The organism is Hongsoonwoonella zoysiae (genome assembly GCF_013266695.1).
Lineage (GTDB): Bacteria > Pseudomonadota > Alphaproteobacteria > Rhizobiales > Stappiaceae > Hongsoonwoonella > Hongsoonwoonella zoysiae.
Genome location: NZ_JABRXF010000002.1, coordinates 932,939 through 952,905, shown reverse-complemented (window position 1 = coordinate 952,905; position 19,967 = coordinate 932,939). Strand labels below are relative to the sequence as shown.

At 58.8% G+C, this 19,967-nt stretch carries 19 protein-coding genes; 10 read left to right on the top strand and 9 right to left on the bottom strand.

Features of this window, described 5'->3' with window-relative positions; translation table 11 throughout:
* Positions 1-3: 3 nt before the first annotated feature.
* Positions 4-483 carry a hypothetical protein gene (locus tag HPQ64_RS15565; protein ID WP_172889413.1) on the bottom strand — a complete coding sequence of 160 codons (480 nt, stop codon included), beginning with the start codon at positions 481-483 and terminating at the stop codon, positions 4-6.
* A 273-nt stretch (positions 484-756) separates the two neighbouring features.
* On the opposite strand from HPQ64_RS15565, the gene HPQ64_RS15560 reads away from it, so the two are divergent.
* On the top strand, positions 757-1,506 hold the full coding sequence (locus HPQ64_RS15560; RefSeq protein WP_172889412.1) for an SDR family oxidoreductase: 750 nt from the start codon (positions 757-759) through the stop codon (positions 1,504-1,506).
* Between the two features lie 104 nt (positions 1,507-1,610).
* On the opposite strand, the gene HPQ64_RS20735 is transcribed toward HPQ64_RS15560, so the two are convergent.
* From HPQ64_RS20735 to HPQ64_RS15540, 4 genes are all read right to left on the bottom strand, one after another.
* Positions 1,611-2,498, bottom strand: a complete 888-nt coding sequence (locus HPQ64_RS20735) for an NAD(P)-binding domain-containing protein (protein WP_172889411.1) — start codon at positions 2,496-2,498, stop codon at positions 1,611-1,613.
* 76 nt (positions 2,499-2,574) lie between these two features.
* Entirely contained in the window at positions 2,575-4,170 is a 1,596-nt protein-coding gene (locus tag HPQ64_RS15550) for a TRAP transporter large permease (protein WP_172889410.1), read from the bottom strand.
* Entirely contained in the window at positions 4,171-4,971 is an 801-nt protein-coding gene (locus HPQ64_RS15545; protein ID WP_210260292.1) for a TRAP transporter small permease subunit, read from the bottom strand.
* A gap of 82 nt (positions 4,972-5,053) precedes the next feature.
* Complete coding sequence (locus HPQ64_RS15540) at positions 5,054-6,061, bottom strand: TRAP transporter substrate-binding protein (RefSeq protein WP_172889409.1); 1,008 nt, start codon at positions 6,059-6,061, stop codon at positions 5,054-5,056.
* A gap of 219 nt (positions 6,062-6,280) precedes the next feature.
* On the opposite strand from HPQ64_RS15540, the gene HPQ64_RS15535 reads away from it, so the two are divergent.
* Together HPQ64_RS15535 and HPQ64_RS15530 are read left to right on the top strand one after the other, a co-directional pair.
* A complete protein-coding gene (locus HPQ64_RS15535; RefSeq protein WP_172889408.1) occupies positions 6,281-6,934 on the top strand; it encodes a GntR family transcriptional regulator in 654 nt (217 codons plus the stop codon).
* Between the two features lie 60 nt (positions 6,935-6,994).
* Positions 6,995-7,840, top strand: a complete 846-nt coding sequence (locus HPQ64_RS15530) for a fumarylacetoacetate hydrolase family protein (protein ID WP_172889407.1) — start codon at positions 6,995-6,997, stop codon at positions 7,838-7,840.
* A gap of 28 nt (positions 7,841-7,868) precedes the next feature.
* Here the strand turns inward: HPQ64_RS15530 and HPQ64_RS15525 are convergent, their stop codons facing one another.
* Both HPQ64_RS15525 and HPQ64_RS15520 read right to left on the bottom strand, forming a co-directional pair.
* A complete protein-coding gene (locus HPQ64_RS15525) occupies positions 7,869-8,816 on the bottom strand; it encodes a 2-hydroxyacid dehydrogenase (protein WP_172889406.1) in 948 nt (315 codons plus the stop codon).
* 194 nt (positions 8,817-9,010) lie between these two features.
* The gene (locus HPQ64_RS15520; protein ID WP_172889405.1) at positions 9,011-9,433 is read right to left on the bottom strand and encodes an Lrp/AsnC family transcriptional regulator; all 423 of its coding nucleotides are present in this window, start codon (positions 9,431-9,433) and stop codon (positions 9,011-9,013) included.
* A gap of 150 nt (positions 9,434-9,583) precedes the next feature.
* Here HPQ64_RS15520 and rocF point away from each other — a divergent pair, with 150 nt between their 5' ends.
* The 3 genes from rocF (at position 9,584) to speB (ending at position 12,910) form a co-directional block, all read left to right on the top strand.
* Positions 9,584-10,537: an arginase gene (rocF, locus tag HPQ64_RS15515; protein ID WP_172889404.1), complete on the top strand. Its 954-nt coding sequence runs from the start codon at positions 9,584-9,586 to the stop codon at positions 10,535-10,537.
* Between the two features lie 18 nt (positions 10,538-10,555).
* Positions 10,556-11,770: an ornithine--oxo-acid transaminase gene (gene rocD / locus HPQ64_RS15510; RefSeq protein ID WP_172889403.1), complete on the top strand. Its 1,215-nt coding sequence runs from the start codon at positions 10,556-10,558 to the stop codon at positions 11,768-11,770.
* Between the two features lie 186 nt (positions 11,771-11,956).
* Complete coding sequence (speB, locus tag HPQ64_RS15505; RefSeq protein ID WP_172889402.1) at positions 11,957-12,910, top strand: agmatinase; 954 nt, start codon at positions 11,957-11,959, stop codon at positions 12,908-12,910.
* 11 nt (positions 12,911-12,921) lie between these two features.
* Here speB and HPQ64_RS15500 read toward each other — a convergent pair whose 3' ends face one another.
* Both HPQ64_RS15500 and HPQ64_RS15495 read right to left on the bottom strand, forming a co-directional pair.
* Positions 12,922-13,524 carry a DUF6653 family protein gene (locus HPQ64_RS15500; RefSeq protein WP_210260291.1) on the bottom strand — a complete coding sequence of 201 codons (603 nt, stop codon included), beginning with the start codon at positions 13,522-13,524 and terminating at the stop codon, positions 12,922-12,924.
* A gap of 126 nt (positions 13,525-13,650) precedes the next feature.
* On the bottom strand, positions 13,651-15,456 hold the full coding sequence (locus HPQ64_RS15495) for a PHA/PHB synthase family protein (RefSeq protein WP_172889401.1): 1,806 nt from the start codon (positions 15,454-15,456) through the stop codon (positions 13,651-13,653).
* Positions 15,457-15,733: 277 nt separating this feature from the next.
* On the opposite strand from HPQ64_RS15495, the gene HPQ64_RS15490 reads away from it, so the two are divergent.
* The 4 genes from HPQ64_RS15490 (at position 15,734) to glpX (ending at position 19,950) form a co-directional block, all read left to right on the top strand.
* A complete protein-coding gene (locus HPQ64_RS15490) occupies positions 15,734-16,168 on the top strand; it encodes a hypothetical protein (RefSeq protein WP_172889400.1) in 435 nt (144 codons plus the stop codon).
* A gap of 183 nt (positions 16,169-16,351) precedes the next feature.
* Entirely contained in the window at positions 16,352-17,569 is a 1,218-nt protein-coding gene (locus HPQ64_RS15485; protein ID WP_172889399.1) for an LL-diaminopimelate aminotransferase, read from the top strand.
* Between the two features lie 18 nt (positions 17,570-17,587).
* Positions 17,588-18,913 carry a homoserine dehydrogenase gene (locus HPQ64_RS15480; protein WP_172889398.1) on the top strand — a complete coding sequence of 442 codons (1,326 nt, stop codon included), beginning with the start codon at positions 17,588-17,590 and terminating at the stop codon, positions 18,911-18,913.
* 41 nt (positions 18,914-18,954) lie between these two features.
* Positions 18,955-19,950: a class II fructose-bisphosphatase gene (glpX, locus tag HPQ64_RS15475; protein ID WP_172889397.1), complete on the top strand. Its 996-nt coding sequence runs from the start codon at positions 18,955-18,957 to the stop codon at positions 19,948-19,950.
* The last annotated feature ends 17 nt before the right edge of the window (positions 19,951-19,967 follow it).

Sequence of the window (19,967 nt, the reverse complement as noted above, 5' to 3'; positions counted from 1 at the left end):
GGTCTATCTGGATGCGTTCGACTGGATAAGCAGCTTGACATAGGCAAGCCCGACGGCCGTCGCCTCGCAGCGCGCGTGAGCATGCCGCGTTTTCTCATCCGGATCCTTGCGCACAAGGGTCAGTTCCCTGATGCGGTCGCACTGAAGCAGGTTCTGCTGTAGGTCGTATTTGACCTCGATTCCGGCAATCTGGCTGATCTCGTCAGGAGCACTTGCCCTGATCTCCTCCATGCGTTCCTTGATCAGGCCACCCCATTTTTCTTTTGCTTCGAGAAAGCAGGCCAATCCGGCGTGGCTTCCTTCTTCATATTGGAGGCAATCTGCCTGAAAGCGGTTCACGCATTCGGCGGCTGAAGCGCCTGCTTCAGACTGGATCGCGACGCAGGCGCGCGCCGTTTCGGGCTCCTCCGCCAGCGCGGGAAGAGCGAGGCAACTTGCCGCAGCAACTGTTGTCACCAAAGCAAGCCTTGCAATTGGGGTCATGATTATCCCTGAATTTTGCGGACCGTGACGCATTTCAAAATCCAAATGTGATATTCATCGCACTTGGTATACCAAGAAGCGAATCCATCCAACGCAATAACAGGATCGGCTGAAAAAGACAGCCTTGAGGAAGCCGGATCCGCCCGTATGTGGCCTTCGCCTTCGCAATTAACGCCGAAGGGTTCTTGCTGCCGGAAGCCGTTCGCGAAAGCACCATTGCCCGCGTGTGGCGGCGAAGACGAAAGACTGATAATTTTGAAGGGAGCGACAGGAATGACCGAGAATGGCGCAAGGACGATCCTCATAACCGGTGCAGGCAGCGGGATCGGGCGGCTGACGGCGAGGATTTTTTTGAAGGAAGGCTGGCGTGTCGCTCTCGTCGGAAGGCGTGAAAACGCGTTGGAAGAGAGCGCGGAGGGTCATGAAAACGCTCTTGTTCTCCCTTTTGACGTGACCGACCCGAAAGCGGTCGCAGAGGGATTTTCGGAAGTGTCGGGTCGCTGGGGCCGACTCGATGTGTTGTTCAACAACGCGGGAATGAGCCTGCCTTCGACATTGATCGACGAAATCGCGGTCGATGACTGGCTGGCGCTGAGCAATGTCAACATCAACGGCATGTTTTTATGCGCGCGCGAAGCCTTCGGCACGATGCGCAAACAGGACCCGCAAGGCGGGCGCATCATCAACAATGGTTCGGTATCGGCCTATGTGCCGCGGCCGGGATCGGTGCCCTACACCATGTCTAAACATGCGGTAACAGGCCTGACGCGCACACTCTCGCTAGATGGGCGGCGATTCAACATTGCCTGCGGTCAGATCGACATCGGCAACGCCCTCACCGACATGGCTGTTGCGATGACCAAAGGCGTACCGCAGGCCGACGGTTCGACGCGCATCGAACCCGTCATGGACGCAAGCCACGTCGCAACCTCCGTCCTGCATATGGCAACGTTGCCGCTTGAAGCCAACGTGCAATTCATGACGGTGATGGCGACCGCCATGCCATACATCGGACGGGGCTAAGCGGAGATTGCTTCCGACCGGGCCGTATCCGGCATCATGAGCCGGGTACGGTTTGCCTGTGAAGGGGCTGTAATGTGAATTTCGGCGCGAAGGATTTGTGGTCTTTATTTCCTGGCGAAAGCGGAGGCCAGAAAATCGACCATCTCGGGGACCATGCGTTCGCCCCAGCCATCGCCGACAGCCTCCTCGAGCGTCTCGGTTGCGGCGGATGACATCCGCGATCTCGCGCCGAGCTCTTCGGCCATCGCGCGATAGTAGCCGACGTCCTTTTTCGCGTTTGCCATGGAAAAGGCGAGGTCGACCTTGTGGTCCATCGCGTAGGATTTGATGAAGTCCATCATGCCCGAGTGCAGCGGGCCCGCCGCCATCACCTGATAGAGCTTTTCGCGCGGAACGCCCGCGCTGTCGGCCATGGCGAACGCTTCAGACATCGCGCAAGCGGTGGTCATGGCGAAGAAATTGTTGATCAGTTTGATCGTATGCCCGGTGCCGAGCGGGCCGAGGTGAAAGACGTTCTCTCCCAGGACATCAAGCACCGGCTTGACCTTTTCGTAAGCCGTATCGTCGCCGGAGCACATGATGTTCAACTTGCCTTCCTTGGCATGTGAAGGCGTGCGCCCAAGCGGTGCGTCCAGATAGACCGCTCCTTTTTTCGCCAGATCGGCTCCGATCTTTTTGGTGGAGCCGGGAAGGGAGGTGCCGAAATCGATCACGACCGTGCCGGGCTTGACTCCGGCGAGAGCGCCATCATCGCCATAAACCCGGCTTTCCACACTGGCGGAAGTATCCATGCAGAACATAACGATATCGGAAGTGGCGGCGAGTTCGGCTGAGGTCTTGGCTTCGGTTGCGCCGCGCGCGAGCGCTTCATCAATCGATTTGCGCGACCGATTGACGATCACCGTCACGTCGTAGCCATTGGCCTGCAGGCATTCCACCATCGCCGAGCCCATGAGGCCAAGGCCGATGAATCCGATTTTGGGGTGGGTCACGGTAATAACTCCCGATTGGTAAAAGTCGGATCGCCGGATCGCCGCAGGGTGGCGTCCGGCCGGTTTCGACTGCGCCTTACAAAAAGAGCGAGACCATTGGCGGCCAGATCAGCAGCACCGCGAGGGCGAGCAGCTGTATGCCGATAAATGGCAGAAAGCCCCTGAAAATGTCAGTAAGCGTGATGTGCGGCGGGGCAACCGACTTCAGGTAGAAGGCGGCCGGGCCGAACGGAGGCGACAGAAAGCTGACCTGCATATTCATGGTGAAGACAACGCCGAACCAAATCGCGACGTGCCGGGGGTCCAACCCCCCCAGAAAACCGAGTTCCTCCACCGGAAGACGCAGCACGATCGGCAAGAACACCGGCATGACGAGAAGGACGATGCCGACCCAGTCCATAAATGCACCGAGAAACAGGAAGATGACCATCATTATCAGGATGATGCTCATCGTCGGCAGTTCGGCCCCGATAATGGTGTTGGCGATGTAGGTGGGGCCGCCGGCGATTGTGTAGGCACCGGCGAGAGCCGTGGCGCCGATTGTAACCCAGATGATGGTACCGGTGGATTTCAGCGTGCGTTTGAGGCTTTCAAACAAGAGGTGAAAGCTCATCTCTCTACGAAGCGTAGCGATGACACCCACGGCGACGACGCCCATGCCCGCAGCTTCGGTAATGCCGGTGATCCCGCCATAAATGGAGCCGAGAACAACACCGATAACTACAAGCGGAGCAACGAGCCCTTTGCCCATCTTCCAGGACTTGGCGAACCGTTCGCGGCCTGCCACGAACAATATGAGCCCGAGCGCGATTGCCAAGGCGATGCCGAACTTCAAGACGTAGTCCGGAGTTCCCAGCGTTATCGCATCAACACCTTCCCTGGCCGTATTCTGGCCTGTCACCGTAAAGAAGGTCGCCCTAAGGAAAAGAGCGGTGCAGAAGCCGGCGATCAACGTCAGGACGAAGGTACCAAACAGCGCTGCTTTTTCGCGCCCCTCAGGTTCCCCAGGCACAGGCTCGGGCAAGGGGGCGTGATCGGGGTTCAATTGCGTGCGGACGATAATGTAGATGATGAAGAAACTGGCCAGCATGAAGCCTGGAAGAAAGCTCGCCGTGAACAGTGCCTTGATCGAAGTTTCGGTAATCAGGCCGTAGATGATCAGAACGATCGAGGGAGGGATCATCGTCCCGAGCGAACCGCTTGCGCAGATCGTGCCTATGGCCAGGTTCTGGTTGTAGCCCAGACGGAGCATCTGCGGCAGTGCGATGAGCCCAAGCAGCACGACCTCGCCACCGATGATGCCCGACATTGCCGCCATGATCACCGCCATGACCGAGGTGACGATAGCTATCCCGCCGCGCGCCCGGCTGAGCCAGACATTGAGCGAATTATACATTTCGCTGGCGATGCCGGATCGTTCCAGCAAATTCGCCATGAAAATGAAAAGCGGGATGGATATCAGCACGTAGTCGGTGAGAAGGCCGTAAACCCTTTGCGCCAAAATGTTCAGCGGGCCCGTGCCGAAGTTTCCGAACAGGATATCCGGGCCGAATTTCATAACCAATACGCCGACCGCCAAGATGGCCGACGCGAAGCCGAGCGGCATGCCGATGGCCAGCAGAAGAAGCATCGACATAAGCAGGATGATCGAGATGGTTCCGATATCGAACATTTATTTTTCTTTCTCGCCGGCGTGCTTATGCTCTTCGACGGAATGGATTATGTCTTCGATTTCCTCTTCGTCGATGATCGCATGATGTTCAGGCAACTTGTTCCAGTCGGCCACCAGATTGAATAGCGCCTGTATTGCAACAAGCAGAATGATCAACAAGATCATGGGTTTGAGAGTTGCCGGGATCGGAGGGTCGAACGCCGTTCCGAAGGTTTCCCAACGCATGAGCTTGGCCAGTGCTTCGTTGTAGCTGCCGTAGATCATGGCAAGAGCAAAGGCGAGTATCAGCAGTGCCGATATCACATCGCACAGCCGCTGGATGCTCCGGGGAAGCACATCATAAAGGAGATAAATGCGAATGTGACTGCGCTGCTGCATGGCATAAAGGCCGGCGAGCAGGAATATGAAACCTGCCATCCATAACGATAATTCGTTAGCCCAGAGCGTCGGTCGTTCAAAGACGTATCGCAGAACGACCTCGTAAAACATGACCGACACGAGGATGACGATCAAAAGCATCGTCGAGCGCCCGAGAAAGATACTGATGCGGTCGAAGAAGGTCTCGGCATCTCCTTCACCGGTTGTCGTTTCCGCGTTTACGATGCCCATGACAAGAGCGAGAGCTGCCACGAGCATGATGAGAAAATCGATCAGCCCGGCAGGTGTGTTCTGAGAGTTGAGGGCATCGTTCCCGAGGCCGAAGAAAACGATGAATTGCGGGAAGAACCATATGAAGTAACCAAGGCTGGCAACGAAGATCGTCGGCCAGAGCATGTCCTTGGCGGACCCGGACCTGTGCATCGCGGTCCCTCTGAAGCTTTGGGCTGGGAATAGTCAGGCAAGCTCCGGGATGGAGCTTGCCTTGTTTAAGGTGGCGTCGCCCTTAATTCGCGACGAGGCCGAGCTTGTTCAGGAACGCCATGTGGCTATCGACAAGCGCGCGTGCTTCCGGCGTCTTTTCGGCCCATCCCTGCCATGCTTTCTGCGCGGCGGCGCGGAAAGCAGCGCGATCTTCCGGCGACCAGTCGTGCAACGTGACGCCCTGTTCGCGCAGTTTCGCGGCGGCTTCGTTATTGGCCACTTCGAAAGTCAGCGCGGTCTGGAAAGCCAGCTTCTGCATCGCGGTATCGATGATCCGCCTTTGCTGATCGGTGAGGCTGTCCCACTTGTCCTTGCGGCAGGCGAGATGGTCCGACGGCATCGAATGGAAGCCAGGATAGGTGGCGTGCTTGACCAGATCGTAGAGGCCGAGGCCTACGTTGTTGGCCAATCCGCTGGCATCCGCGCCATCGATGATGCCGGTTTCAAGCGCGGTGAAGATTTCGGTGAAATCCATGACCACCGGGCTGGCGCCCAACTCGGCAAAAATCTCGGTCTCAAGGCCGGGAGGCGAACGGAACTTCCAGTCCTTGAGGTCCTCGGGGCCGGCGATTGGCTTGGATGAGGACATTGATTCCTGACCGTAGACCCACCAGCCGACAAGCTTCATGTTGTACTGGTTGTAGAGCGCGTCAGCGGCTTCGAAGCCGCCGTTGTAAAGCCAGGCGTACTGCTGCCAGGGCGTATCGTACCCGCCCATGATGTCGCCCACGAACTGGAAGGCGGGGTTCTTGCCGGTCTGATAGGCGCCGCCGGTCATGTCGCAGTCCAGGATGCCGTTTGCGGCGGCGTCGAACGTTTCAACCGATTTAACGACCGAAGATGAATAAAACATCTCGATCTGGATATCGCCGCCGGACATGGTCTGGACGTCGTCCACGAACTGGCCTGCGAGTTTGCCGGACACTGTTTCGGGCGCGTAGTGCGTCTGGATACGCAGCGTTTCCGCAGCCGCCGGACCCGCCAGAAGCGCGGACACTGCGACAGATGTGATCAGCGTCTTGAGTTTCATGTTTCCTCCCTTCGGCTTATGCCGAAATTCTTGATCGCGTGGTTGTGCACGACGAAGCGTCGCCCACCTGCATGGTATACCATACATGCGGGAACGCTAGCCAAAGCAGCCTCGACAATCAATCGTTTTTGGTATACCAAACTTCCGCTGTTGATATGCGATTACCGACGCAAGGAGAGGCGGGGCTGAAGTGGGATCGCCTTGCGGGCTGGAACAAAAATGGAACAGTCGTCGACGCTAGCGGAGCGCATCGCCAATCAGTTGCGCCGCAAGATTCTTCTCGGAGGCCTAGCGCCAGGTGCCAGCATCAAGGAACGCGATAACGCCGAAGAACTTGGAGTGAGCCGAACTCCAATGCGCGAGGCGATCCGGATTCTTGCGAAGGAGGGGCTCGTCGTGCTCCGCCCCGCCCGCAGCCCGATCGTAGCCGCACCCTCGCTGAAAGAAATATCGGACGATCTGGAGGTGATGAGCGCGCTGGAAGTCCTGTCCGGCAAGCTTGCCTGCAAGAACGCGACGTCCGAAGAGCTTGAGGAAATCGAGCGCCTTTACCGGAATATGCTGAAAACGGCTCAAACGGGAGATTCTGTCGACCTGTTCGAAGTCGACATGGACTTCCACCGCGCAATCGCGGCCGCGTCCCACAACAGGTCGCTCGCGCAGACGCATGCCGCTTATCTCGCTCGACTTTGGAGAACGCGTTATCTTTCCGCCAGAATCAAAAGCGACCGGGAACGCTCCTTGACCCAGCACGGGGAGATCGTGCGGGGGCTGAAAGCCCGCGACGCGCGCTTCGTGGCAAAGGAAATCGGGAGCCACATCAAGCATGTGGTCACGAATGTTGCGGGCCTGTTCGAAGAACGCGAAACCTGAATTGGCGGTCGATGAAAAGCGCCTCCTGTTTTCTCAAGTAACCTGAAGAAAGGAAAGTCTTTGAAGCTCTTGCGATTCGGGCCGAAGGGCCAGGAAAGACCCGGCATTCTCGACAAGGACGGCAATGTGCGAGACCTGTCCGGAAAAGTCGATGATTTCGCCGGCACGGGCGTTTCGCTCAACGCGTTGGAAGCGATTCGGCGGATAGATATCAACGGCCTTCCCGTCGTCGAGCAGCCGGGAAGGATCGGAAGCTGCCTTGCGGACGTTCCGAACTTCTTTTGCATTGGGTTGAATTACGCCAAGCATGCGGCCGAAACCGGGGCCGAACCGCCCAAGGAACCGATCATCTTTTCCAAGGCGACTTCGGCCTTGTCCGGGCCGTTCGATCCGGTCGCGATCCCGCGCGGATCGGTCAAGACCGACTGGGAGGTCGAGCTTGGCGTCATTATCGGGCGTGAGGCGACGTACATCAGCGAGGCTGATGCGCTCGACTTCGTCGCCGGGTACTGCACGATCAACGATGTTTCGGAACGCGAATTCCAGATCGAGAAGGGTGGGCAGTGGATCAAGGGTAAATCGGCCCCCACATTTGGGCCGGTGGGCCCCTATCTGGTCACGGCCGACGAGGTGCCGGATCCTCAGAATCTGAAGGTCCGGCTCACGCTCAATGGCGAGGTGATGCAGGCTTCGGATACCTCGGACATGATCTTCACCGTGGCCGAGATCATCTCCTACATGTCGAACTTCATGACGCTTCGCCCCGGCGACATCATCGCCACCGGTACGCCGTCGGGCGTCGGGATGGGCCTGAAGCCTCAGCGTTTTCTGAAGCTTGGCGACGTCATGGAGATCGAGGTTGCCGGCCTCGGCAGACAACGGCAGGAAGTCGTTGCCGCTGAATGATGCGTTATCGTGTTGTCACTCCCGTCGATCAGTTGACGGGAGTGAGCAGCTTTTCGCCCGCGAAAAAGGCGGCGAGATTGTCGCGCTGTAGTTGGCCCATCGCCTTGCGGGTTTCAATCGTGCCGGACCCCTGATGAGGTTGCAGAACAACATTATCGAGCTCCAGGAAGCGCGGATCGATGTTCGGCTCATTATTGAAGACGTCGAGCCCGGCGCCACGAATTCCGCCGTTTTCCAGCGCTTCGAGTAGCGCGGCCTCATCAATGGTGGAGCCGCGTGAAATGTTGATCAGGATGCCGTCCGGCCCCAGCGCCTCGATGACTTGCCTTGAAACGTAGCCGGCGGTTTCCTTGCCGCCGACAAGCGCGACGAACAGATAGTCGACATCGCGCGCCAGCGATACCGGATCGGCGTGGAACGTCCAGGATCGCGGCGTGTCCTTGGGCGAACGCGAGTGATAGTGGATCTCCATCTTGAAGGCGGCCAGACGGTCGGCGATCTCCCGTCCGATTCGGCCAAGGCCCACGATGCCGGCGCGCCGGCCGCTAGCCTTTCGATTAAGCGGCAGCTCCCCCTTTTTCGGCCAATCGCCAGAGCGAACCCAGGTCGAACCTTCGATCAGCTTGCGTGACTGCGCAAGCAGCAAGGCCACGGCAAGATCCGCGACATCGTCATTGAGAACGTCCGGCGTGTTGCTGACCTGTATATTGCGCTCGCTCGCGGCGGCGACGTCAATTGCATCGAAGCCCACGCCATAATTGGCGATCAGGCCAAGCGCAGGCAGGCTTTCCATATGCCTTTCGCCAAACGGCGTATGCCCCTTGAATGCGATGGCGCGAACTTCGGCTCTCACATCGGCAGGAAGATCAAGCACCGCATCCGCATTGGGCACTTCGTGCAAGGTGTAGCCGGACGCCATCGCCTCCCGGTCCCACTCGAAATAACTACCGATGGCGATCAAGTGGTTGCCGGCCATATGTTTCCCTTCTCGTTTTTTGCCGATGTCCGCAAGACGGCAAATTGTCTGCGCGGCGCGTTCAAGGCGCCGTTTTCACGATTGTGGACCACTTATTGTCGACCGTGGCTCTTCGCGCAAGGCCAATTCCCGCGGCTAGATTGCCGATGAACGACCGGGGCTGAAACACCGTGCCGTAGCGCATTCGATAGGGATTACCGTTTTCTCGACGACAGAAGGATGCTCGTCTCCGTCGAGGCTATGCCGTCGAGCTGACGAATAGTCGTCAGAAGTTTGTCGAATGCCTCCAGCGTGTCGGTCTCGATCTCGGCCACCACGTCCCAACGCCCGTTGGTGGTGTGAAGCGCGCGGATTTCGAGAAATCCGTAAAGGCGCTTTATGATCGCCTCGGCCCGATGCCCTTCGACCGCGATCATCATGACCGCGCGTATGCGGTTGGCATTGGCGTCCTCGCCGAGATTGATGGTGAAACCCAAGATGACGCGGGATTGCACGAGGCGGTCGATCCGCGCGCGTACGGTAGCGCGTGATACGCCAAGTTCCGTAGCGAGACTTGCTATCGGCAATCTGGCATCATGCCTGAGCAGGGCGATCAGTTTGCGGTCAATATCATCCATGCATGTTCCAGTTCGCTCAAAACGACTTTCCAATTCGAAAAAAACATATAACCAGACCGCCAAATTTCCAACTTTTCGCTAACTTCCAGATCGGTCACTCTTCGCTGGAAGGTTCAAGAGAATGAAGAGGCGGACGGAAAAGGGAACCCAATGGCAAAACGCACGGACACAATGATTGGCATCATCGGCGTGCCTCTTGAAGCCGGAACCGGGCGTCGCGGCGCGGCCATGGGTCCGGCAGCACTACGCGTTGCGGAGCTTCCCGAACGATTGCAGGCGCTTGGGCTGACGGTGCAGGATTTCGGCGATATCACCCCGGATGACGCACGGGCCCTGGAGGAACTTCAATTCGAAGGGAAAGCGCATTTACCGGCAACGGTTGCCGCATGGGTGCGTCCGCTGGCCCGCAAGACGCGCGAGATCATCGGCTCGGGGCATATGCCGATCGTGCTCGGCGGCGACCACAGCCTGTCGATGGGATCCGTGATGGGGGTGGCGCGCCATTGGCAAGAGCAGGATCGCCCGCTGTTCGTGTTGTGGCTGGATGCGCATGCGGATTTCAACACGCCTTCGATTTCGCCTTCGGGAAATATGCACGGCATGTCGCTGGCCCTGCTTGCCGGTGAAGAGGAATTGAAGCCCGTATTCGACGGTGAACCGACAGCTTTCGTCGATCCCTCGCGCATGTGCGTTTTCGGTGCGCGGTCCATTGATCCGGAGGAACGGGAACTTTTGAAGCGGCGTGGCGTGAATGTCGTCGACATGCGCATGATCGACGAGCACGGCGTCTCCGTTCTCATGCGTTCCTTCCTGGAGCATGTCGCGGAGCGAAACGGCGTACTTCACGTTTCGCTAGATGTTGACTTTCTCGATCCGACGGTTGCCCCCGGGGTCGGTACCACGGTGCCCGGCGGTGCGACTTATCGCGAGGCGCATCTCGTCATGGAGATGCTCGAAGACAGCGACCGCGTCGTTTCTGTCGACGTAGTCGAGTTGAATCCCTTCCTGGATGAGCGTGGCCGCAGCGCCACCGTGCTTGCCGAACTTGTAGCAAGCCTCTTTGGCCAGGACGTCATGGACCGGCCGACGCAGGCCTTTGCGTAATTCACTGGAGACAACAGAATGAGCCGTCTTCCCGAAGACTTCATCGCCGCCGAGCACCGGTTGGGTGCGCATAACTACAAGCCACTCGATGTGATCCTCACTCGCGGAGAAGGCATCTGGCTTTGGGATGTGGAGGAAAATCGCTATCTGGACTGCCTATCGGCCTATTCGGCGGTCAACCAGGGCCACTGCCACCCAAAGATCCTGAAAGCGATGGTCGACCAGGCTTCGAAGCTGACGCTAACATCCCGTGCGTTTCGCAACGACCAGCTTGCCTATTTCTACGAAGAGATCGCAGCCCTTACCGGATCCCACAAGGTTTTGCCCATGAACTCTGGAGCGGAAGCGGTCGAATCCGCCATCAAGGCGGTTCGCAAATGGGGGTACGAGGTCAAAGGCGTTCCGCAGAACAAGGCCGAAATAATTGTCTGTTCCGATAATTTCCACGGCCGTACCATGGGGATCGTCGGGTTCTCGACCGATCCGGTCGCGCGGAGCGGGTTCGGCCCCTTTGCGCCCGGTTTCAGGGTTGTGCCATTCGGCGATTTCGAGGCATTCTCCGAAGCCGTCAACGAAAACACGGTCGCGTTTCTCGTTGAACCGATTCAGGGAGAGGCGGGCGTGCTCATCCCGCCAGCGGGCTACTTCAAACGCGTGCGCGAACTCTGCACGGAAAAGGACATCACGCTGATCCTCGATGAAATCCAGACAGGGCTTGGCCGCACGGGCAAGATCCTTGCTGAGGAACATGAGGAGATCGAGGCGGATGTGACCCTCGTCGGCAAGGCGCTTTCGGGCGGCTTTTATCCGGTTTCCGCGGTTCTTTCGAACACGGAGGTGCTGGGTGTGCTCAATCCGGGCGAGCACGGCTCGACCTTCGGCGGCAATCCGCTTGCCTGCGCGATTGCCCGTGCGGCACTGAAGGTGCTGGTGGAAGAAGGCATGATCGAAAATGCCGAAGAGCAGGGCGCCTATTTCAAGAAAGGCCTTGAGGAAATTCGCTCCAATGCCGTTCGCGAGGTCAGGGGCAGGGGCCTGATGCTGGCGGTCGAACTCCACCCTGAGGCGGGGGGCGCTCGGCGCTATTGCGAAGCCCTCAAGGAACTTGGCATTCTTGCGAAGGACACGCATGAGGACACGATCCGCATCGCACCACCCCTCGTGATCGGGAAAGATGACGTTGATTGGGCGCTGGAGCGGTTCGACAAGGTGCTCACGCGCACGGCGGCCTGACCACAGCTGCAGGCCCGGCCCGCGGAAGGTCGGAATTCGTCGAATAACGGCGGGGGAGCATCTGGCCGCCCCCGTCGTCGGACAAGCAGTCAAAAATCGTTTTGAAGAAGCGGCTCGAAAAGGGTGTTCAATACCCTTGCGCGCGGGCACTATCCCCCGGATATTTCTTGCCAGAACAGGTGGATGATGAGCAGCCGCTATCCGCGCCCGACAGACAATGCCTTTTTGGGCGAGAGCCTGAAAGGCGGTTCGCATGAGCCGACATATGGCGGCGCGCTATCTTTCATGCGAAGACGGTTTTCGCGGGATCTCTCGGGGGTCGATCTTGCGGTCTGGGGCATACCGTTCGACGCCGCCGTATCAAACCGTCCAGGCGCGCGCTTCGGGCCGCAGGGTGTGCGCCGGGCGTCGGCGATTTTTGACGGCGATCCGCAATACCCTTTCGGGTTCGATCCGTGGGAAGTGCTGGCCGCCGTCGACTACGGCGATTGCGTTTTCGACTATGCCGTTCATGCCGAGATCCCGGGCCATATCGAGAGGCAGGCGCGCGAGATCATCGACAAGGGCGTTCATCTCTTCTCGATCGGGGGCGATCATTTCGTCACTTGGCCGCTCCTGAAGGCGCATGCGGCGAAACACGGGCCTCTGGCGCTCGTCCAGTTCGATGCGCATCAGGACACGTGGGATGATGATGGCGGGCGCATCGACCACGGCTCCTTCGTGCTTCGCGCCGTGCGCGATGGCATCATAGACGCGGAACGTTCCATCCAGATTGGCATTCGCACGCATGCGCCGCAGGATTGTGGCTTTGAAATCATCCACGGTTATGAGTTCGACACGCTCGGGATTCCCGGAATAATCGAGCGGGTCAAGGCACGCGTCGGATGCTGTCCGGCATATATGACGTTCGATATCGATTGCCTGGATCCGGCCTTCGCGCCGGGCACGGGGACGCCCGTTGCGGGTGGCCCGTCATCGCGCGAGGCGTTGTCGGTGCTCAGGGGACTGGGCGACGTCGATTTTGTCGGCGGTGATATCGTCGAAGTGGCACCCGCCTATGACCACGCCGACATTACGGCGATCGCCGGCGCGACGGTCGCCCTCACATATATTGGCCTGCTTGCGGAAAAGAGGCGCTGAGGCTGAGGAAACTATCCGGCACGCTCGTGCCGGCCACCCGCCCTCTCGTTGTCGTTTACCGGCGTAAGCGTCCATGAACGATAGAGCGGATGGGCATTGCGCATCAGGTCGTAGATCTGAACCATGACGGCGAGAAAAGCGAGCTTTCCTGCATAGGTCACCACAGCACCTGAGATCATCAACGGCAAGGATGCCGAGATTGCGCCCCAAAGCCCAGCAAAGAAACCGACGCCTGCCAGGGCCGAAAACGCTAACGCCTTGCGGTTCTCATCATGTGGCACGGGAATGGCCGCGCGATTGAGCCAGATGCGTTCGCCAAGCACGGCGCGCGCGTGCCATCGCTCAAAGGTATTCGGCGCGGGGAAGATCCGTGGATTCAGCCATAGCCAGCCGACAACGATGGCGCTCAGGCCGGCTGCGGCGGTCCAGCCGTAAATCGTGTGCGACCAGACGGCGAGATAGAGAAAGGGAAGCGTGGCGAAGCGGGTCCACACGCTCCATCCGCTGGCATGGCGCCTCCAGACATCCGAACTCATGCCGAGCAGACGGATACGTCCGGCATCCATCGGGCGGATCTGCTGACTGGAAAATCGCGAGCGTTCGAGCCTAATCATGACGGGCTGCTGGTTTTGCGGCCTGCGGGGCGCGTTCGAAGCAGATTGAAAAAAGAATACTACCAGAGCGGCGCGGCCTCAAATGCCGATTGGGGCGGAGGATATCCGCGTGCGGCGTGTGGCGGTTCAAACCTGTGTTTTCACATAGCTTCCTGGTGCATCCTCGATGATCTTCATTCGTCTCGCGCCCGGCTTGCGCGCTTTGACCATGGTGTCGTCATGAGAGCGGATCCACACATCCCAATGCGGCCACCATGAACCTGGATGCTCCTCGGCCGATGCGATCCAGTCGTCGAGTTCGCCCTCCGGCTTGCCGTCTAACCAATATTGATATTTCTTCTTCTCGGGCGGATTGACCACTCCGGCGATATGTCCGGATCCGGCCAGAACGTAGGTGACATCCCCGCCGAAGTATTGCGAGCCGAGGTAGACCGACTTGGCTGGCGCAATGTGGTCTTCGCGCGCCGCGAGATTGTAGATCGGTATTTTCACCTTACGAAGATCGAGCTTCTCGCCCGCGATTTCCATTTCTCCCTTCGTCAGGCGGTTTTCCAGATAGCAGTTACGCAGGTAAAACGAGTGATTGGCCGCGGGCATGCGTGTCGAATCGGAATTCCAGTAGAGAAGGTCGAACGGGAAGGGCTCCCGGCCTTTCAGATAATTGTTCACCACATAGGGCCAGATCAGGTCGTTCGAGCGCAGAAGGTTGAAGGCCGTCGACATTTTCGAGCCTTCCAGATAGCCCTTTTCGGACATTTCCCGCTCAACCGCCGCAATCTGGTCTTCATCGACGAAAACCTTGAGATCGCCCGCATATGTGAAGTCCACCTGGGTGGTGAAAAGGGTGGCGCTTTTGATGCGCTCGTCGCCCTTCGCGGCCATATAGGCAAGCGTGACGCCCAGCAGCGTGCCGCCGACGCAATAGCCGATCGCGTTGACCTCCTCCTCGCCCGTCGCGCGCTTGATCACGTCCAGCGTCTCCAGAATGCCTTCGCGCATGTAATGCTCGAAGCTTTTCTGCGCCTGCCGCCGGTCGGGGTTGACCCAGGAAATGACGAAGACCGTATGGCCTTGCTCGACGGCCCACCTGATGAAGGATTTCTCCGGATTGAGGTCGAGAATGTAGAACTTGTTGATCCAGGGCGGCACGATCATGAGCGGCCGCTTCAGGACCTGATCGGTCGTCGGCGTATATTGGATAACCTGGCACACGTCGTTTTGCGCGATCACCTTTCCGGGCGTCATCGCCAGGTTCTTGCCGACCTTGAATTTCGTGGGGTCGGACTGGCGGATCTTGAGCTCGCCCTTGCCGGCCTTGATGTCTTCGGCAAGCAACTGCATCCCCTTGACGAGGTTTTCGCCGTTCGATTCCAGCGTCTCGCGCAAAAGCTCGGGGTTGGTCAGAACGAAATTGGAAGGCGAGAGTGCATTGGCGATCTGCTTGACGTAGAAATCAGCCTTGTGGCGCGTATGTTCGTCCAGTTCCGCGGCATCGGCCACCATCTCCTCCGCCCATTGGGAGGTGATGAGATAAAGCTGCTTGACGAAATCGAAGAACTGATTGTCGTTCCATTCCGGATCTTGGAAGCGCTTGTCGCGCGGGTCGGGGGTTACGGAAGGCTTGGCTTCCTCGCCCATCATGCGCTTGAGCGATGAGTTCCACAGGCTGATGTAATTGTTCCAGAGCCGGGTCTGGGCTTCCACCGCGCGCTGCGGGTCGGACATCCAGTATTCGCCGACTTGTGAAAGCGTCTTCACGATCGCCTTCAGATCGTCTGTGGAAACCGGCCTGATGGCGCCTTTTTCGCGAGGTTCGACATAGGCGGCCATGGCTTTCCCGGCGTTTTCGACGATCTTCGCCAGGTTCTGGGCAAAGGTCTCCGGATTCTTGACGATATATTGCAACAGGGGATTCTGACGGTCTTCGGTCATCGCTCGGCGTTTCCCCGGAACTTAATTTGAGTTTCGTTCATGTTGTTGAGTCATAATAGCGCTTTGTAAGCGGGTGCTGACAAGATGGTGAAAGGTCATAGGCCGTTGGTCGCGTTGCGCAAGGACACTATGTAAGGTCCTGCGGCGCAAAAATTTCACGTTGTGTGACCGACTGTCATATTTTTCGGGAGTGTGACCGACACGTATCTACCTTTTCAAGGCGTTACGGTGTAAAGAACTCACGGTTATGGCAATCTGGTATTGGGAGCCAGGGAAATTGAGCGGTATTTTCAATCGGGCCTCGGCCGTGGTGGCGGCAGCGCTTCTGCTCGGAGCTTGCGCATTGAATCCGAATGAAACGCTGTTCGAGGCGCTTGAAGCGCCTGCCGCGCAACCGACAATATTGAAGTCGTCGTCGCTGCCCGCGGCAACGCCCGATCCCGTCAGCGATCCGAACGTCTCCACGCCGCTCGTTCAGGAGAACTCGCAACCGGTGACGGCGACAGCACCGGCGGGCGCATCAGGAAACGACCTGCTTTCCTACGAGCAGCAGGAAGCGACGCGAAGCTCGCTCGAAGCGCTTGCCCGCTCGCGCGCAGGCTTGCAATTGCGTGGCTCGCCGTCGACGGCGGAATTTCTGAAACGCCTCGGTGAAACGCATGGCGATGCCGCGATCACCGAAATCGAGGGTGGCGACGCGCCCGCCCAGTAAAACTCAAAGCAGCAATAATTACCGGAAATCGGTCTTTCCCGGACGAAAGGCCGATGCACTTTTGCCCGCACGCTGATAAACAGGCGGCGAAACATATGCCCACGCCGTATTGCTGACGCTCTTGACCTTGAGAAACGGCAGCGGCCTGGCGCCGAATGCGCGCATTAACACTCGAGGTTCGCCATGGAAGACTTCTACAAGACCCGGCGTCTGCCGCCTTACGTCTTTGAACAGGTCAACCGGTTGAAGGCGAAGGCGCGCGCCAACGGCGCGGATATCATCGATCTCGGCATGGGCAACCCCGATCTGCCGACGCCGAAACACATCGTCGAAAAACTCGTCGAAACGGTGCAAAATCCTCGTACGCACAGATATTCGGCATCCAAGGGCATTCCGGGCCTTCGCAGGGCACAAGCCGGATATTACGCCCGGCGCTTTGGCGTGAAGCTCGATCCGGATACGCAGGTCGTTGCGACGTTGGGCTCGAAGGAGGGTTTTGCCAATATGGCACAGGCGATCACCGCGCCTGGCGATGTCGTTTTGGGGCCTAATCCAAGTTATCCGATCCATGCGTTCGGCTTCCTGATGGCGGGTGCCGCATTGCGGGCCATTCCTGCCGAACCGGGTGAGGAACTGTTTCGGGCGCTCGATCGCGCCGTCGTTCATTCGGTGCCCAAACCGATTGCCGTGATCCTTTGCTATCCCGCCAACCCGACGGCCTATGTGGCGGATCTCGATTTCTACAGGGAAGTCGTCGCCTTTGCGAAGAAGCACGATATTTTCGTTTTGTCCGATCTCGCCTATTCGGAGATCTATTTCGGCGATACGCCTCCGCCGTCGGTTCTTCAGGTTCCGGGTGCCTTGGATGTCGCCGTCGAGTTCACTTCCCTGTCGAAAACGTTCTCGATGCCGGGGTGGCGTATGGGGTTTGCGGTCGGCAACGAACGTCTGATCGCGGCTCTTTCACGCGTAAAATCCTACCTCGATTATGGCGCGTTCACGCCCATTCAGGTGGCTGCTGCCGCAGCGCTCAACGGCCCGGAAGACTGTATCGCAGAAACGCGCGCAATCTATCGCAAACGCCGTGATGTGTTGGTCGAGTCTTTCGCGCGAGCCGGGTGGGTGGTGCCTGCGCCCGAGGCGAGCATGTTCGCCTGGGCACCGATCCCGGAGAAATTCCGGGCATTGGGCAGCCTGGAGTTTTCCAAGCTTCTTATAGAAAAGGCGGATGTCGCCGTCGCGCCCGGTATCGGCTTCGGCGAATACGGCGACGATTATGTGCGTATCGCCCTTGTGGAGAACGAACAGCGCATTCGCCAGGCGGCAAGGGGCGTGCGGCGTTTTCTTGAAACGGCGGACGAAACGTTGCACAACGTCGTTTCCCTGAACTCTTCCCGTTGAATCGGAATAACTTGTCTCATGGCAAATGACTTGCGTTTGGGTGTCGCAGGCCTCGGCACGGTCGGCACATCTCTCGTGCGGATTATCCAAAACAAGGCTCATGCGCTGGAAAAGCGGTGCGGCAGGCGCGTTGTCGTAACCGCCGTCAGCGCTCGCAGCCGCGACAAGGATCGTGGGATAGACCTGTGCGACACCGAATGGTTCGATGACCCGGTTGCTCTTGCGGAAAGCGACGGGATCGACGTTTTCGTCGAACTCATGGGCGGTGACAGCGGCCCCGCCGAGGACAGCGTTAGGGCGGCATTGAAGGCCGGCAAGCATGTTGTCACCGCCAACAAGGCGCTTTTGGCCAGGCACGGGGTGGAGCTTGCGCGAAGTGCGGAGGCCAGTGACGTAAGCCTCAATTATGAAGCTGCTGTCGCCGGCGGAATTCCGATCGTCAAGACGATGCGCGAGAGCCTTGCCGGCAATGACGTTACCCGCGTCTATGGTATTTTGAACGGCACCTGCAATTACATACTGACCCGAATGGAGCGCGAAGGGCTTGCCTTTGCCGAATGCCTTGCCGATGCCCAAAGGCTTGGATACGCGGAAGCGGACCCTACTTTCGATATCGAGGGGTTCGATGCGGCGCATAAACTGGCGATTTTGACGAGCCTCGCATTCGGCTGCGAGATCAGCGCGGATTCCATTTACGTTGAAGGCATCACCTCCATCACCACCGCCGATATCCAGGCTGCGGACGAACTGGGGTATCGCATCAAGCTGCTTGGTGTGGCGCAACGCACGGATACCGGCATCGAACAGCGCGTACACCCGACAATGGTTCCCAGGTCTTCCGCGATTGCGCGCATTGACGGCGTGCTGAACGCGGTTGCTGTCGACGGTGATGCGGTTGGCGAGGTCGTTCTCGCCGGTCCCGGCGCGGGCGGTAATGCGACAGCCTCCGCCGTGCTTGCCGACATCGCCGATATCAGCCGCGGCGACCGCGCTCCGACGCTGGGCAAGCCTGCGGATGAACTGGAGCCCTATGTGCGCGCGCGGATGCGCAAGCACGAGGGCGGGTACTATATCCGCCTTTCCGTATTCGACCGCCCGGGCGCGTTTGCCACGATCGCGCAGGAAATGGCCGCGCATAACATTTCGCTGGAGTCCATCGTGCAGCGGCGGCGGGCGATCAAGAGCGATGCTCCGGGCGACAGCCACCCGAGTGAACCTGCACCTGTTATCCTGATAACCTATGAGACAACGGAAGAGGCGATCAAGGAAGCGCTTGCAGCGATTGACGCAAAGAAGGTTATCGCCGACAAGCCGCAGATGATTCGCATCGAAAAACTGACGTGATGACGGCGTAAGTTGTATCCTGTCCTTCTGGGAGTTGTTGAATGTCGAAGACGCAGGCGCCGCAGGGCGAAGTTCTTGACCGCATCCTGACACTGGAACTGGCTCGCGTCACGGAGCGCGCCGCTGTGTCTGCGGCGCGTCTTCGCGGACGGGGTGACGAAAAGGCCGCCGATCAGGCGGCGGTGGACGCCATGCGCCGCGAATTGAACCGCCTGCCGATCGACGGCACGGTCGTGATCGGCGAGGGCGAGCGCGACGAGGCGCCGATGCTCTATATCGGTGAGGAGGTCGGCACCAAGCAGGGACCGAAGGTCGATATCGCGCTCGATCCTTTGGAAGGAACGACGATTTGCGCCAAGAACCTTCCCAATTCGATCGCCGTTATCGCCATGGCGCCTGCCGGAGGGCTCCTGAACGCGCCTGACAGCTACATGGAAAAAATCGCGATCGGCCCCGGCTATCCTGAAGGCCTGGTCGACCTGGATGCGCCCATCGCCGACAATCTGAACGCTCTCGCGAAGGAAAAGGACGTTGCGGTTGGCGAGATCACGGCCTGTGTCCTCGACCGCCCCCGACATGCGCGTCTGATCGAGGAAATCCGGGCTGCCGGCGCTTCCATTCGCCTGATCGGCGATGGCGATGTGGCTGGCGTGATCCACACGACAGATTCCGACGAAACCGGTATCGACATCTACGTCGGTATCGGCGGTGCGCCGGAAGGTGTTCTCGCCGCTGCGGCACTGCGATGCATCGGAGGCCAGATGCAGGGCCGGCTCGTGATTACGCGGGAAGAGCAGGTCGAACGTGCTCACCGAATGGGCATCACGGATATCAAGCGCAAATACCGGATGGAGGAAATGGCTAGCGGTGACGTGCTGTTCGCCGCGACCGGGGTTACCGATGGCAATTTCCTGCGCGGGGTCAAGTTCGGGCGCCGTTTTATTTCCACCCATACGGTCGTAATGCGCTCAACCACGAGCACCCTTCGCTATATCGAGGCCCAGCACAGCCATTTCGACAAGTTTTTGCTGGACTGACCGGCCAAGCCCGGCAA

Excerpts from the sequence above, each read along its gene's own strand:
- HPQ64_RS15565 (WP_172889413.1), bottom strand. The coding sequence starts at position 483 with ATGACCCCAATTGCAAGGCTTGCTTTGGTGACAACAGTTGCTGCGGCA.
- HPQ64_RS15560 (WP_172889412.1), top strand. The coding sequence starts at position 757 with ATGACCGAGAATGGCGCAAGGACGATCCTCATAACCGGTGCAGGCAGC.
- HPQ64_RS15550 (WP_172889410.1), bottom strand. The coding sequence starts at position 4,170 with ATGTTCGATATCGGAACCATCTCGATCATCCTGCTTATGTCGATGCTT.
- HPQ64_RS15545 (WP_210260292.1), bottom strand. The coding sequence starts at position 4,971 with ATGCACAGGTCCGGGTCCGCCAAGGACATGCTCTGGCCGACGATCTTC.
- HPQ64_RS15540 (WP_172889409.1), bottom strand. The coding sequence starts at position 6,061 with ATGAAACTCAAGACGCTGATCACATCTGTCGCAGTGTCCGCGCTTCTG.
- HPQ64_RS15535 (WP_172889408.1), top strand. The coding sequence starts at position 6,281 with ATGGAACAGTCGTCGACGCTAGCGGAGCGCATCGCCAATCAGTTGCGC.
- HPQ64_RS15525 (WP_172889406.1), bottom strand. The coding sequence starts at position 8,816 with ATGGCCGGCAACCACTTGATCGCCATCGGTAGTTATTTCGAGTGGGAC.
- HPQ64_RS15520 (WP_172889405.1), bottom strand. The coding sequence starts at position 9,433 with ATGGATGATATTGACCGCAAACTGATCGCCCTGCTCAGGCATGATGCC.
- rocF (WP_172889404.1), top strand. The coding sequence starts at position 9,584 with ATGGCAAAACGCACGGACACAATGATTGGCATCATCGGCGTGCCTCTT.
- rocD (WP_172889403.1), top strand. The coding sequence starts at position 10,556 with ATGAGCCGTCTTCCCGAAGACTTCATCGCCGCCGAGCACCGGTTGGGT.
- speB (WP_172889402.1), top strand. The coding sequence starts at position 11,957 with ATGAGCAGCCGCTATCCGCGCCCGACAGACAATGCCTTTTTGGGCGAG.
- HPQ64_RS15500 (WP_210260291.1), bottom strand. The coding sequence starts at position 13,524 with ATGATTAGGCTCGAACGCTCGCGATTTTCCAGTCAGCAGATCCGCCCG.
- HPQ64_RS15495 (WP_172889401.1), bottom strand. The coding sequence starts at position 15,456 with ATGACCGAAGACCGTCAGAATCCCCTGTTGCAATATATCGTCAAGAAT.
- HPQ64_RS15485 (WP_172889399.1), top strand. The coding sequence starts at position 16,352 with ATGGAAGACTTCTACAAGACCCGGCGTCTGCCGCCTTACGTCTTTGAA.
- HPQ64_RS15480 (WP_172889398.1), top strand. The coding sequence starts at position 17,588 with ATGGCAAATGACTTGCGTTTGGGTGTCGCAGGCCTCGGCACGGTCGGC.
- glpX (WP_172889397.1), top strand. The coding sequence starts at position 18,955 with ATGTCGAAGACGCAGGCGCCGCAGGGCGAAGTTCTTGACCGCATCCTG.